Raw genomic sequence first — 14,331 nt, 5'->3', positions numbered from 1 at the left:
AATGGATAACACAAGCGTCTACAGGTTTAACGTTCAAAAGTTAAACGGGGATGATATCAGCCTGTCGGCTTATAAAAATAAAGTACTCTTAATTGTTAATACCGCCTCCCAATGCGGCTTTACACCACAACTTAAAGACCTGGTCGAATTAAAAAACCAGTTTAAGGATGCTGATTTCGAGATACTCGCCTTCCCCTCAAATGATTTTGGCGGGCAGGAGCCATTGGAAGGCGCTGCTATAGCTGCCTTTTGCGAAAACGTTGGCACCAACTATCCTATATTTGATAAAATCAGGGTCCGGGGGCCTTTTGCACATCCTTTGTACCAGTTTTTTGCTGATAAGAAAGCAAATGGCAAGCTTAAGTCGGTACCAAGATGGAACTTTCATAAATTTTTGATTGACAGGGAAGGACACGTTACCGACTTTTATTTCCCCTTTACCAAGCCTACATCTTCAAAAATCAGGAAAAAAATTGAGCGCCTTTTAGCGGCGGCCCATTAACACCATACAATAATGAAATTAGATATTTTAGTTTTATCGGTACATCCCGACGATGCTGAACTTGGATGCTCGGGCACTATTTTAAAACATATTGCCCTGGGCTACAAAGTTGGCATTGTTGATCTTACCCGTGGCGAATTAGGTACCCGTGGCTCGGCCGAGATCCGCGAACAGGAAGCTGCCGCTGCCGCCGGAATATTGGGCATTGCAGTAAGGGATAACCTGGCTATTCCGGATGGCTTTTTTGAAAACACGCGCGAATATCAACTCCAAGTGATTGCGGCTATTCGTAAGTATCAACCTGAAATTGTAATAACCAATGCTTACTATGACAGGCATCCCGATCATGGCCGCGCTAATGAATTGGTAGAGGCATCGGCATTTTTATCGGGCTTACGTAAAATAGAAACTTTTGAAAATGGAGAGCCGCAACAAGAATGGCGGCCAAACATGGTATTGCACTTTATACAGGATAACTATATAAAGCCCGATATTTTAATCGACATCACCGAATACTGGGACAAAAAGGTGGAGAGTATTTATGCTTATGGTTCGCAGTTTTACAACCCCGAATGGGAAAATGAGCCCCAAACCTATATATCAACTCCTGAATTTATAAACGTAGTTGCCGCCCGTGCCAGCGAATTTGGTAAAAGTATTGGTGCTAAATATGCAGAAGGTTACACCAGCAGGAAAATTTTAGGGGTAGATAATTTATTTGCTTTAAAATAATATATTATTTAACTAAAAATAAAATAAGCCAATGTCTTTTTAAGATATTGGCTTATTTTATAATATTGGTTAAATATTTAAGCTTTGATATATTCAAAGCGATTATTTTCATTGCTTCTTTCTCGCCTCAGTTTATTTTCGTTTGCCAGTTTTAAAAGGATGCCGGATAACTCCGAAGTTTTAAAATCTGAATCAAACTGCTCTTTACAATAGTTGGCTATTGATGAGATAGAACGTTGGGTATCAAAAAAGTCGGTGCTTAATAATTGGTTTAATATTTTTGTTGCACCTGGCTTTTTACGACCCGAAATAGCAAAATTTTCATCGTCTGGGCGCATTTTACGCCCTTTTTTGCTAAAAAATTCAGATCCATCGGCATCCGCCTTTTCCGACTCAATCATTACATCCAGTAGTCTGTCGATAATTCTTACCTGCACAGCTTCCGACTGAAATGAGTTTACAACTTCTGCTACCTCAACAAGTTGTTTTTTTAATTTCTCTATATGTTTGCTCATGATGAACTAGATTTGATTCTAACAGGAATTGTCAAATCTAACGGGAATAATAATTAAAAATATAGTGTATTTTGGTAAAAAAGTTGTTTATGTTAATATTTAGCTCCTTTTTGCCATCAACAATTGGCAAAACATATATTAAATATTAAGCATTCATTGCAGGCAAAACATTCTTTAATTTATAATACCGCCTATTATAAGGTTTTGGCTATTTTTTCCAGCATTTCAAGCCCGGTATCTATATGGCTTTTTTCGATAATAAGGGCCGGCCTGAAGCGGATACTCTTATCGCCGCAGCCTAAATACATCATATTATTATCTAATCCTTTATTGATAAACGTATCGCGTTTGTTTTTATCGGGGAAGTCAAAGGCTGTAAGCAGGCCCTTACCACGCACGTTACTGATAATGGGAACCCTCGCCGAAATTTCACTGAGTTGATTTTGCAGGTAGTCGCCCATTTCGGCGGCATTTTGGCAAAGGTTATCCTCCTCAATCACTTCCATTATTTTTGATGACCTTACCATATCAACCAAACTGCCGCCCCAGGTAGAGTTAATACGCGATGAAACATGGAATACATTATTCTCAATCTCGTCAACCCGGTTGCTGCATAATATGCCGCAAACCTGCATTTTTTTTCCAAAAGCTAAAATATCCGGGCGGGCTTTTGGGCCAAAATGCTCATGGCACCAAAATTTGCCGGTAAGGCCAACGCCTGTTTGTACTTCATCATAAATCAGCATAGCCTCATATTCATCGGCAAGCTCGCGCAACTTTTCTAAAAACTCCTTACGTACGTGGTTATCCCCGCCTTCTGATTGTACCGGTTCGATAATAATAGCGCAAACATCATCCTTGTTGTCCTCAAAAGCTTTCCTGATCTGGGCCACCGATAATTGCTCGCGTTGAAGCAGGTCTTCGTGATTGGCGTCGCTGTATGGGAAATTCATATACGGTACCGATACCCTTGGCCAATCAAACTTGGCAAACCATTTGGTTTTATTGGGCAAGGTATTGGTAAGGCTCAGGGTATAGCCAGACCGACCGTGAAAAGCGTGCTCAAAATGAATTACTTTAAACCCACGTTCTTTGGTATAGCCCCGGGCAAAATTCTTTTGTACTTTCCAATCCATGGCAACTTTTAACGCGTTTTCGATGGCCAATGAACCGCCGGCTATAAAAAAAGCGTGTGGGAGATAATCGGGAATTCCAACCCTTGAAAATGTTTCTACAAACTGCGCATACTGGGTAGTATATATATCGGAGTTGGACGGGTTAGTTAAGGCCGCCAACATCAGGTTTTTTTTAAACTCTTCGTCGTTCACCATTTTGGGGTGATTGTAGCCTAATGGAACCGAAGCAAAGCAGGTAAAAAAATCAAGGAGTGTCCTGTCGTTTTTTGAATCGTAAATATATACGCCCTTACTTTTTTCCATGTCAAAAGTGAGGTCGAAGCCATCGGCAAGTACGTGCTTCTGTAATGAAGCCTGAACGTTTTGGGGTGAAACAAGTAGGTTGTACATATCAATTTTGGTTTATACAAATCTACTAAAAACCCCTCAAAAACAAAATTTAGGCGGTTTTTGAACCGATTGAATAAAAAGTATGTTTAAATTGTTTAAAGTTACTTTTTGTACCAAAGCCCAAAATAGTATAGCGGCGCAAAGTGCTTTTTTTTGATTTTAAATTGTTTAATCTAATTTTAATCTGCCTGAAATGGCGTAAGCCGATGCAATGTATTTAAGTTTTTAATTTAAGATATGATCCGCTTGAATATTTACAGCCAAAGCGTGAATAACTGATTGAACGGAGAAAATCCTGTCAATCCTGTAAAATCCTTAAATCGTGTCAAAACAAAGAAAGCCCCGGGTTATCCGGGGCTTTCGCAAATAATGTTTAATCTAAAAATTATTTTTGTTTGAACTGAACACGACGGTTTAGTACACGTCCTTCTTCTGTTGAGTTATCAGCAATCGGCATGGTTTCGCCATAGCCTTTAATTTTTACTTTCTTGGCATCAACACCAGAGTTAACCAGGTAAGTTTTTACCGAGTTAGCGCGATCTTTTGATAACGAGATGTTATGAGCGGCAGTACCTTCAGATGAAGCGAAGCCATCAACTTCTACCTTTTTACCGGTAGAACGCAGATCGGCAGATGTTGCATCTAACACAGGGTAAGATGAAGTGCGCAATACCGAACTGTCAAATTCAAACTGGATGTTTGAGTAAGGGGTGGCAGGCGCCTGAGTTGCTAATGCAGATGAATCTGGTTTAGGGAATACGATAACGCAACCAGAACCGTCAACTACGCTGCCTGCTGCAGTACCCGGGCATTTGTCAAACTGATCGGCAACACCATCGCCGTCCGAATCTTTCTTCAGGTCGGTAACCGCGGTTTCAACGTTGGTTACACGGCCTTTTAAAGCTTCAACTTCCTGGCGTAAGGCTGCATCGTACAATTCATCATACATTTGAGCAACCGGGTTAACCCAGGTTAGGTTCTGTTTTGATTTCGGACCAAAAGTATACTCTAAACCACCATAGGTATAAGAGTAATGGCTAAAGGTTGGATAAGTGCTTTTTCCGGCGAAATTGTAACCTTGTACAAAGCTAACAGTGTAGCCTAAATTAAGGGCTAATGCGTCATTAAGTTTGAATTTGACACCCAAACCTACCGGGGCATATAATTCTTTTACGGTATGGTCGCTGCCATAAGGATCGTTTACTGTCGCACCTGCATCTGTAACGTACATTTTAGGTTTGTACATATTTAAACCTAAACCTGCAGACCCATAAAAGTTAACACTGTTTTTACGGTGTAAAAAGCTAACACTTGCAATGTTGAATACACCGCTTAATGAAACCGCGTTGAAGTTGGTTTTGTACTCGGTAATACCAAACTTCGGCTTACCGGCTTCATCAATGCCATGTACCTTGCCGCCTAAATAATCCAACTGCAAGCTAAAAGTGTGTGATAGTTGCTGCCTTAGATACAATCCGTAACCCAAATCAACTTTAAACTTGTTTGTGGTGTTAATTGTAAACGGAACAAGCCCATCAGTTATACCGGCGCTTGCACCAATACTAAACGTGTTGTACTGGCCAATACCACCAAATACCTTGGCAGTAGAGGTGTCAGTCGCGGTAGCTGTTGTAGCAGTAGTTGTTGTTTTGGTGGAGTCGGTTTGGGCATTAGCCATACCTACTACCATCAAAGAAGCAAACGACAATGCGACTGATTTCTTTAATGTAGAATAGTTCATAGTTTTAATTTATTAATAAAACTCATTAAGAATTTTAATGATTAATGCTAAAAACTCAGTTTTTTGAAAAAAGTTTTCTGTATTAGAAATATTTTATCCAAAATATTAATTATTAAGGAGATATAATTTTCAGTAGAGGACTTTTAATGGCTTAATTTAAGGACGTATAGCGCTTAGTGTTATGTTATTGGCGCAATGGATTGCCTTTGGCAAAAAGTATTAAGTCAAAAAAATATTTAATTTTTTACTCAAGACCCAGCACTTAACATAGCATCGGAGCGATCGCTTGTCCGCACCTGTTTTAAAACTATTGTCTGTTAGCAAATGATAATATTTATACCTTTACTACAACGTTGAAGTAAAAATAAGCTTAGGATATCTTTTTAATTAATAGCCTGGGTTGTAGAATTGCATCGATTAACTTTAATAAATGATACCATTGAAAGTAATACAAAGTGTACATCCGGAGGATTTTAAGCGATATGATACCGCTACCATACGGTCCCGTTTTTTGATAGATAAGCAGGTACAAAAAGGTGCAATCAATTGTACTTATACCCATTATGACCGTATGATAGTTGGCTTTGCCAACCCCACAGACACCCAATTGCTGTTGCCAAATTATCCAAATCTGCGTGCGGAGTATTTTTTAGAGCGCCGTGAAATAGGAATTATCAACGTGGCCGGTGACGGCGTTGTAATTGCCGATGGCATTGCCTATGATGTAAAAAAACTTGATTGCCTGTATATAGGAAAGGGAACTAAAAGTGTGCATTTTGCCAGTAAAAATGGTGACGACCCGGCGGTTTTCTACTTGCTTTCGGCCCCGGCCCACGCAACGTACCCAACTACTTTGTTAACCCATGCTGATGCTGTAAAAGTTACCTTGGGTTCGGCATCAACAGCTAATCATCGCACTATTAATAAATACATTCACCTGGAAGGCACCCAAAGCTGCCAGTTGGTTATGGGGCTTACCATTTTGCACGATGGCAGCGTATGGAATACCATGCCATCGCATGTACATGACCGCCGGATGGAAGCCTATTTTTATTTTGATGTGCCCGAGGGCCAAAAGATATTCCATTATATGGGCGAGGGCAACGAAACCAGGCACATCACTATGGATAACTACGACGCCGTGGTGTCGCCGCCATGGAGCATTCACTCGGGTAGTGGCACAGCAAGCTATAGTTTTATATGGGGTATGGCAGGCGAAAACCTGGATTATACCGATATGGATCCCATTGCTATTACAGATCTCAGGTAATCATCATCAATAAAATAATATACATTGGAAAATAAATTCTCTTTAGCCGGCAAAGTAATTGTAGTAACCGGTGGCACCGGCATATTGGGCAACGCCTTTATTAATGGTATTGTTGAGGCAGGTGGCGCTGTAGGTATTTTAGGCCGTAATGCGCAGGTAGCCGAAGAACGTGCCAATGCCATTAATCAAAATGGCGGCAAAGCGGTGGCATTGGTTGCCGATGTTTTAAACGAAGACGAACTGCAAACCGCTAAAACCAAACTGATGGATACATTTGGCAGGTTGGATGGCCTGGTGAATGGGGCAGGGGGCAATATGCCGCAAGGCGTTTTACAGCCCGATGAGGATATTTTTAAAATGAATATAGCCGGCATGAAAACCGTAATGGATTTAAATACCTGGGGCACCATCACCCCAACACAGGTATTTGGCGAGGCTATTGCGCAAACCGGTAAGGGCAGCATTGTTAATATCTCGTCAATGAATTCAAAGCGGGCTATTACCAAGGTATTGGGTTATAACATTGGTAAGGCAGCGGTTGATTGTTACAACCAATGGTTTGCCGTTGAGTTGGCTAACCGTTATGGCGATGCCATCCGGATGAATGCCCTTGCGCCGGGATTTTTCCTGACTGAGCAAAACCGGAATCTGCTTACCAAACCCGAAGGCGGCTATACCGACCGTGGCCAACTGGTGATAAAGCAAACGCCTTTTAAACGTTTTGGCCACCCGGATGAGTTGATTGGTGCATTGGTATGGCTGTTAAGCGATGCATCTAAATTTGTAACGGGGTCCATGATCTGCGTAGATGGCGGTTTTTCCATTTTTGGCGGCGTGTAACAATTTAATCGCACTTCTTTTTACCGCGAAATTTTATCTCAATTATTTTAGGTTTGTTAACTGCAATAAATTACAATTGTAATTAAACTTGCCGTTAAAGCTAAAAAGGGATATGAATTTCGCGGTTGTTACCATAAAAGATATTGCTAAAGAGCTGGGGATTTCCACATCGGCGGTATCTAAAGCGCTTAAGGATAGTTATGAAATAAGCGAAAAAACCAAAGCACTTGTACGTGAGTGTGCAAAAAGGCTTAACTATCAGCCCAATCACATGGCCCGCAGCTTAAAAAAAGGCAGCAGTAAATCTTTGGGTATAGTTGTATCTACCATCGATAATCACTTTTTTTCGCAGGTGATCAACGGTATCGAATTTGTTGCCCATAGTAATGGCTATAATGTGTTTATTACCCAAACACATGAATCGTACGAGCTTGAAAAATTAAACGTAAGCCATTTGATGTACCGGGCAATTGATGGCTTGCTTATATCCCTATCAACAGAAACTGCTGATGTATCCCATCTTAAAGATCTGCATGAAAAAGGCCTGCCCATTGTTTTCTTTGACCGTGTAAGCGACGAAATTGATACCCACAAAGTAATTGCCGATAATTTCCAGGGCGCTTTTAAAGCAACACAATCGTTAATTGAGGCCGGGTATCGCAAAATAGCACATATAACCAGTTCGGTAAACGTATCTATCACGGCCGAGCGTTTAAAAGGGTACCAGGCTGCCCTTGCCCAAAATAACCTGGAGCAAAACGACGGGTTTATAAAATATTGCCTTCATGGCGGTAAAGACCTCATCGAGATTGAAAATGCACTTAACGAATTACTCCTTTCGCCCAACCGCCCGGATGCAATTTTTACAGCATCTGACAGGATAACTACCACAACCCTAATGTTATTGCATAAACTGGGCTTTAAAATACCTGGCGATATAGCCCTGTTGGGTTTTACCAATACCCAATTGGCCGATGTTTTAAACCCATCGCTTAGTACGGTATATCAGCCAGGGTTTGAAATAGGAAAAAAGGCTACCGAAATGCTCATCGGCCTTATTGAGAGCCGCCGACCCGTAACTGAATTTGAAACCGTTGTATTACCCACCCAGGTTTGTATCCGCGATTCATCACGGGCTGGCCGCTAACTTTTATTATTGGCTTTAAGCATTATGCATTCTGCTTTTAGCTTCGATATAACTATATCGATGTAGTAAATATTTCTTTATTGTATCGAATAAAATGGTCTATTCGGCAATACATTTGAAAACCAGTTATACTTTGTGCCTATATTGGCTTTTAAATTATACAATTATGCGTTACCGGTTATTTGCAAAAGGTTTAATAGGTGTATTAATGATTTGCCAGGGCTACAAAGCAACAGCACAGGTTGTGCGGTTAGATTACTATTTTAACCGCGAAGTGCATACCGTTGCAGGTGAGTCAAAGCGGTTCCATTATTTATGGGACGAAAAGGAAAACACCGGTTATTCTATTTGGGGCGAGGCCTTTAAAAAATGCGGGGCTACTTTAGATTCGCTCCCCGCTGCGCCTTCAGCGGATAATTTAAAAGGTACCTCCATTTATATTATTGTTGACCCTGATACAAAAAAAGAGAGCCCTAAACCCAACTACATAAACCAACAAGATGCAGGCGCCATTGCCCAATGGGTAAAGGCAGGCGGCGTATTAGTGATGCTTGCAAATGATAGCGCCAATGTTGAGCTGCCCCACTTTAACATCCTGGCCAATAAATTTGGAATGAATTTTAATAACGATTTGCAAAATCACGTAATTGACGATAACCATTTTGAGGATGGCGCTATTATGACCACCGGTAACCCTCTTTTTAAAACCGCGCAAAAAATATTTATGAAGGATGTTTGTTCCATAAGTACCAATGCCCCGGCAAAACCCGCTTTGGTAAAAAACGGAATAACCTTGATAGCCCAGGCTAAATTTGGCAAAGGAACGGTACTGGCTATAGCCGACCCATGGCTTTACAATGAGTACACCAACGGGCGCTTGCCTGCCGGATTTGAAAATGATAAGGCGGCAAATGATATATCGGCCTGGTTGTTAGCCCAGGTCAAGAAATGAAAAATAAAAATGTGTTTACCCAATTAGACAATTATGAAAATATATAACAGTATTAAAATTTTGTTTTTTTTAATGATGATAAGCACTATTAACCCACAGGCTGCAGATGCCCAACAAGACGCACGTATTAAAGACGTTGCCAAAGCAATTGAACGCTTGCGCCTTACGATGATAAGTGCCGATAGCGTATCCCTGGATAAAATTGCAGCCGACAGCCTGAGCTACGGCCACTCCAGTGGTAAACTGCAAAACAAAAGGGAGTTTATACACAGCTTTACCAGCGGCGCATCGGTTTTTACAGCTATTGATTTTACAGGTCAAACGATTACCATATTGGGCAATACAGCTATTGTAAGGCACACATTATCGGCAGCTACCAATGATGCAGGCAAAGGCCCGGGCACAGTTAAGCTGGGTGTTTTGTTGGTTTGGGTAAAAAATGGCAAAGAATGGCAGTTATTGGCCCGGCAGGCGGTTAAGGTGCTTTAAAAAAAAATGTAAAACTATGTCATTGCGAGGAACGAAGCAATCGCGAACTATGCAAATCCGCTATGCATGCGATGAGATTGCCACGCTATCGCTTATAATGACATGGTTATAAATAACTGATTGTCAAGACTGTATTTTTAATACAATCTATGTCATTGCGAGTACCCATCAGGGGTATCCCTGAAAAAAAACGTTATGACGTTTAAAAACAGCTATTGATTATCAATAACTTACATGGACGTCATTATAAGGCACGAAGCAATTCTCGACATGTTAAGTTTCACATAGTCCGGGATTGCTTCGTGCCTCGCAATGACGGGTATTTTATACTGATAGCCAATAACTTATAAATGCGTCATTATAAGGAACGAAGCAATCGCGAACTATACAGGGTGGACTTGCAGAGTTCGCGATTGCCGCGCTACGCTCGCAAACACATCACATCAGATCAACTGCACTGCATGACATGGTTGTTGTGGGGCTCTAAAGCCAACATGTAATCCCTGTTTTTTTCAGGATCATCCTGATATGTACTCGCAATGACGGTAGTTATTTTCTTAGCCATCCGCCCTTAAAACTTATCTTTCATTCCCAATAATCCCCAAATTCCGCCGCTATGGATGGCCAGTATTTTACTGCCGGGTTTAAAATGCCCTTTGCCAATAAGGTCATATAAAGCGTACATCATTTTACCTGTATATACAGGTTCAATAACAATGCCGGTGGCAGTAATAAAATGCTTTACAAAACCAATAAGTTCGTCGGTTGCTTTTCCATATCCACCAAAATGGTAGTCGGTATGCAGGTCATAACTGACCGGCGAGGTTAGAAAACGGTTAATCTCGTCCCTGATAAAACCTCCGTTTTTAAACACGGGTATAGCATTGAATTTTGTTGTAAGCCGATGGTTGGTTAAGCCGTTAATAATGCCCGCCGCAGTGGTTCCGGTGCCACAGGCGCAAAAAATATGGTCGTAGCTATCCGTTAGTTCATTTACCAGTTCGGCGCAGCCCTGGGCGCCTTCTGCGGATGAGCCGCCTTCGTCAATAAAAAAAGCCTGCTCATTATTGCCAAAATATTTTTGGAACAACGCCAGCTTATCGCGGTAGCTATCCCTATCGGTAAATAACAGTTGCATGCCATGCAGTTTGCATAAAAACAGGGTGTTATTGTCAACCTCCTCGCCGCGTACAATACCTGTAGATTTGAAACCGAATTTAGCTGCCGCCGCCGCTGTCGCCAGTAGGTGATTGGAGTATGCGCCACCAAATGTTACCAGGTGATTTTTGTGCTGGTTTTGAGCCGATTTGAGCAGGTACTTAAGCTTGCGCCATTTATTGCCCGATATCATGGGGTGAATGAGGTCGTCCCGTTTCAAAAAAACTTTAACCTCGTGTTCATCAAACAACAGATTTGTAATTTGATGTACCGGACTAAAAATTTCGAGATCAATATTCATAAAAATAACCTGCCCTTAATGCTATTGCAATATTACGCTTAACCTACCACAAAAAACGATTACTTTTGCGCCCAAATGGCATACGAACCCGAGCTGATAGAGCAGGAAGAACAGGATTTATTTGAACACTTACGCGTTGTGGTTGATAAGGGTCAGTCGCTGCTGCGCATTGACAAGTTTTTGATGCACCGGGTTGAGAATGCATCGCGTAACCGCATCCAGAATGCTATCGAACTGGGTAATGTGCTGGTAAATGATAAGCCTATAAAAAGCAGCTACCGGGTAAAGCCGCTGGATGTAATTTCGGTTGTTTTACCCCATCCGCCACGCGACACGGAGGTTTATCCGGAAAATATCCCCATTAACATTGTTTACGAGGATGATGACGTACTGGTGGTTGATAAAGCTGCCGGCATGGTGGTGCATCCCGGTTATAATAATTATACAGGTACATTGGTAAACGCGTTGGTTTACCATTTTCAGCAATTGCCAACATTGCCTGGCAATGATGGCCGGCCGGGCCTGGTTCACCGCATTGATAAAGATACCTCGGGCCTGTTGCTCATCAGCAAAAATGAGCGCTCCATGAGCTGGCTGGCCAAGCAGTTTTTTGACCACACCATTACCCGCAAATACATAGCCCTGGTTTGGGGCGATTTGGTTGAAGATGGTACCGTAACGGGCTATATTGGCCGCAGCATTGCCGATAGGCGGGTAATGTCTATTTATGACGACCCGGAGAAAGGCAAATGGTCGGTAACGCATTACAAGGTAATGGAACGTATGGGGTATGTTACCCTGATAGAATGCCAGTTGGAAACCGGCCGCACTCACCAGATTCGCGCGCATATGCGGCATATTGGCCACCCCTTGTTTAGCGATGCCACCTATGGCGGAGATAAGATTTTGAAAGGAACGGTATTCAGTAAATACAAGCAATTTGTAGAGAATTGTTTTGAACTGATGCCCCGCCAGGCCCTGCACGCCCAAACCCTGGGCTTTTTACACCCAACCCAGAAAAAGCAAATCTTGTTTGAATCGCCACTGCCACCCGATTTTGAAAGCGTGTTGCTAAAATGGCGCAGGTATACGGCGAATGTGAGTGGTGAGGAGTGAGTGGTGAGTAGGAGACCGTTAGATAGATTAATTAAACATGCATCTTAAATCAGTGTGCGATATCCCGGTTTGCCAAATTAAACGTTGATATAATGGCGATAAACTAAAACCAAAATGAAAGATACCTTTTGCGAAATAACCAGGTCTCATATCTCAAATCTCACATCTCATATCTAAAATGGTGTTAATCAATTTTAACGGACAAATACTTCCTCAAAGCAGCCTGCTGCTTAGCGTGGCAAACCGGGCTTTTAAATATGGCGACGGATTGTTTGAGAGTATGCGCCTGATGAAAGGACAGCTTAAATTTGCCGATTTGCACGCCGACCGCCTGCAACGCGGCATGAAAGCCCTTAAAATTGATGGCTATTCGCAGATGGATACCTGGTTTTTAAAGGATATTGTGGAAGAACTTGCCAGGCGTAACAAGGTTAGGCATGGCCGCCTTCGCCTAACTGTTTACCGCGACGCCGAGGGTTTGTATACCCCAACACAAAATAAAATGGGCTATTGCCTGGAGCTTACAGCATCCGACGAGCCGCGGTACTTTTTGAACGAGAAGGGGCTGATCATGGATGTATTTACCGAATTGCCCAAGCCATCCAATTACCTATCCAACATCAAAACCTGTAATTCGCTTATTTATGTAATGGCTGGCATCTATAAAACGCAAAATAAACTTGATGATGTGTTTTTGCTCAATCAAAGCGGTTTTTTATGCGAGGCCAGCAGTTCAAATATATTTATCCACTATCAAAATCACCTGTACACCCCGGCACTAAGCGAAGGCTGTGTAGAAGGTGTAATGCGCCAGGTGGTGATAAAGCTTGCCCAGGATAACAACATAGATATTACCGAAGCCCAGATAAACCCCGACATTCTTTACGAGGCCGATGAGGTGTTTTTAACCAATGCAACCCGCGGTATCCAAACCGTAATGGGCTTTGGCGTAAGGCGCTATTTTAACAGGGTAAGTAAGGTTTTGATGGACGAGCTGAATAAGTTGTAAAAAAAGTATCAAGTAGTAAGTATCAAGTATCAAGATTGATTTGCTGGTGATATTGACCCTACTACTGCATGCAGTAGTAATAATAATGAATGTCGTTATTAGTGATGATCTCACACCACTACTGCACGGCTACCGGCGCTTTAATAGCAGCTAAAATACCGTCCCAAAGTGCAATACGTGCTTGTAGCGCTTCCTGAACTGTAGTGCTTGCTTCTTCCCATTTGGAATCGTCGTCGCCGCAAAGTTCGGCGGTCATTTCGTAGGCCAGGTGGGAGTGGTGGTCGCCGTCAACTTCAATGTGGCGCTCCAGGTAGTAAAGCAAAATATCAACCTTGCCGGGCAGTTGGCGGCTGAGCTCTTTAACAATACTCACAAACATATCGGGTATTAAATCCTCTCGGCCAAAGGTAAATACCGCGGCCTGTACGTGGTTTTTGTTGGTGCCGATAACATCAAAAGTATGCAGCATAAAATTGCGCGCCGCAAGGGGGATGTCAGCAATAATTAAAGCCTCGTCAATATGTTTGCCGAAGTTTAATTCATGAAATAAATTGTTAATAGCAATAGCTTCACTGCCGGCCTGCTGCATAGCGCGCAGGTATAGTTCAAAGTGACTGGTGCGGTTGCCTTGTTCGTCAACATCGCTTTCCTCGCCGGTTACAATTTCATTAATCAGGTAGCGTGTATTGGCATTACCGGTTGGCATCCATGGTGTGGCAGTACAGGTAAGTTTTTGTTGCAATGATTTTAACAGCGACATAAAATCCCAAACGGCGAATACATGATGATCCATAAAAACGGTTAATTCATCCAACGAGTTAATGTTTTTATATAATTCGTGTTGAATTAGTTGATCGCGTAAAGGCTCTATCTGTGTTTTTAGTAGTGCTATGCGCTCGCTGTAATCTGCCATGGGGTATTCAGTATATTATGGCGGCAAAAGTAGCAATAACAGGTGTTAAAAAACGTTAAGTTGTAATTTTTGACTTTGGCTTGATTAGAATATCGTTAGCCATAATAGTAACAATACTAA

At 41.9% G+C, this 14,331-nt stretch carries 14 protein-coding genes; 9 read left to right on the top strand and 5 right to left on the bottom strand.

Going from position 1 to position 14,331, the window contains the following annotated elements; genetic code table 11:
* Nucleotide 1: 1 nt before the first annotated feature.
* Complete coding sequence (locus AC1DXF_RS23985; RefSeq protein ID WP_477451235.1) at nucleotides 2–502, top strand: glutathione peroxidase; 501 nt, start codon at nucleotides 2–4, stop codon at nucleotides 500–502.
* Nucleotides 503–514: 12 nt separating this feature from the next.
* Nucleotides 515–1,234, top strand: a complete 720-nt coding sequence (bshB1, locus tag AC1DXF_RS23980) for a bacillithiol biosynthesis deacetylase BshB1 (protein WP_477451234.1) — start codon at nucleotides 515–517, stop codon at nucleotides 1,232–1,234.
* Nucleotides 1,235–1,311: 77 nt separating this feature from the next.
* Here bshB1 and AC1DXF_RS23975 read toward each other — a convergent pair whose 3' ends face one another.
* The 3 genes from AC1DXF_RS23975 to AC1DXF_RS23965 form a co-directional block, all read right to left on the bottom strand.
* On the bottom strand, nucleotides 1,312–1,749 hold the full coding sequence (locus tag AC1DXF_RS23975) for a hypothetical protein (protein WP_477451233.1): 438 nt from the start codon (nucleotides 1,747–1,749) through the stop codon (nucleotides 1,312–1,314).
* Between the two features lie 194 nt (nucleotides 1,750–1,943).
* Nucleotides 1,944–3,275: an L-lysine 6-transaminase gene (lat, locus tag AC1DXF_RS23970; RefSeq protein WP_477451232.1), complete on the bottom strand. Its 1,332-nt coding sequence runs from the start codon at nucleotides 3,273–3,275 to the stop codon at nucleotides 1,944–1,946.
* A gap of 385 nt (nucleotides 3,276–3,660) precedes the next feature.
* A complete protein-coding gene (locus AC1DXF_RS23965) occupies nucleotides 3,661–5,016 on the bottom strand; it encodes an OmpA family protein (RefSeq protein WP_477451231.1) in 1,356 nt (451 codons plus the stop codon).
* 430 nt (nucleotides 5,017–5,446) lie between these two features.
* On the opposite strand from AC1DXF_RS23965, the gene kduI reads away from it, so the two are divergent.
* The 5 genes from kduI to AC1DXF_RS23940 all read left to right on the top strand — a co-directional run bounded on the left by kduI (nucleotide 5,447) and on the right by AC1DXF_RS23940 (nucleotide 9,714).
* The gene (kduI, locus tag AC1DXF_RS23960) at nucleotides 5,447–6,286 is read left to right on the top strand and encodes a 5-dehydro-4-deoxy-D-glucuronate isomerase (RefSeq protein WP_477451230.1); all 840 of its coding nucleotides are present in this window, start codon (nucleotides 5,447–5,449) and stop codon (nucleotides 6,284–6,286) included.
* Between the two features lie 24 nt (nucleotides 6,287–6,310).
* Complete coding sequence (locus AC1DXF_RS23955) at nucleotides 6,311–7,126, top strand: SDR family oxidoreductase (protein ID WP_477451229.1); 816 nt, start codon at nucleotides 6,311–6,313, stop codon at nucleotides 7,124–7,126.
* 112 nt (nucleotides 7,127–7,238) lie between these two features.
* Complete coding sequence (locus AC1DXF_RS23950) at nucleotides 7,239–8,273, top strand: LacI family DNA-binding transcriptional regulator (protein ID WP_477451228.1); 1,035 nt, start codon at nucleotides 7,239–7,241, stop codon at nucleotides 8,271–8,273.
* Between the two features lie 166 nt (nucleotides 8,274–8,439).
* Nucleotides 8,440–9,225, top strand: coding sequence for a DUF4350 domain-containing protein (locus tag AC1DXF_RS23945; protein ID WP_477451227.1), 786 nt, complete (start codon nucleotides 8,440–8,442; stop codon nucleotides 9,223–9,225).
* A 33-nt stretch (nucleotides 9,226–9,258) separates the two neighbouring features.
* On the top strand, nucleotides 9,259–9,714 hold the full coding sequence (locus AC1DXF_RS23940) for a nuclear transport factor 2 family protein (protein WP_477451226.1): 456 nt from the start codon (nucleotides 9,259–9,261) through the stop codon (nucleotides 9,712–9,714).
* A gap of 571 nt (nucleotides 9,715–10,285) precedes the next feature.
* Here AC1DXF_RS23940 and AC1DXF_RS23935 read toward each other — a convergent pair.
* The gene (locus tag AC1DXF_RS23935) at nucleotides 10,286–11,173 is read right to left on the bottom strand and encodes a 1-aminocyclopropane-1-carboxylate deaminase/D-cysteine desulfhydrase (RefSeq protein WP_477451225.1); all 888 of its coding nucleotides are present in this window, start codon (nucleotides 11,171–11,173) and stop codon (nucleotides 10,286–10,288) included.
* Between the two features lie 75 nt (nucleotides 11,174–11,248).
* Between AC1DXF_RS23935 and AC1DXF_RS23930 the strand changes: the two genes are divergently transcribed.
* Complete coding sequence (locus AC1DXF_RS23930) at nucleotides 11,249–12,289, top strand: RluA family pseudouridine synthase (protein ID WP_477451224.1); 1,041 nt, start codon at nucleotides 11,249–11,251, stop codon at nucleotides 12,287–12,289.
* 178 nt (nucleotides 12,290–12,467) lie between these two features.
* Nucleotides 12,468–13,298, top strand: coding sequence for an aminotransferase class IV (locus tag AC1DXF_RS23925; RefSeq protein WP_477451223.1), 831 nt, complete (start codon nucleotides 12,468–12,470; stop codon nucleotides 13,296–13,298).
* Between the two features lie 118 nt (nucleotides 13,299–13,416).
* Here the strand turns inward: AC1DXF_RS23925 and AC1DXF_RS23920 are convergent, their stop codons facing one another.
* Nucleotides 13,417–14,091, bottom strand: coding sequence for a DUF3050 domain-containing protein (locus AC1DXF_RS23920; protein WP_477451260.1), 675 nt, complete (start codon nucleotides 14,089–14,091; stop codon nucleotides 13,417–13,419).
* Nucleotides 14,092–14,331: the final 240 nt, after the last annotated feature.

This window comes from Mucilaginibacter sp. P2_A5 (genome assembly GCF_056404995.1).
This window is presented reverse-complemented; position numbering and strand designations above follow the sequence as displayed.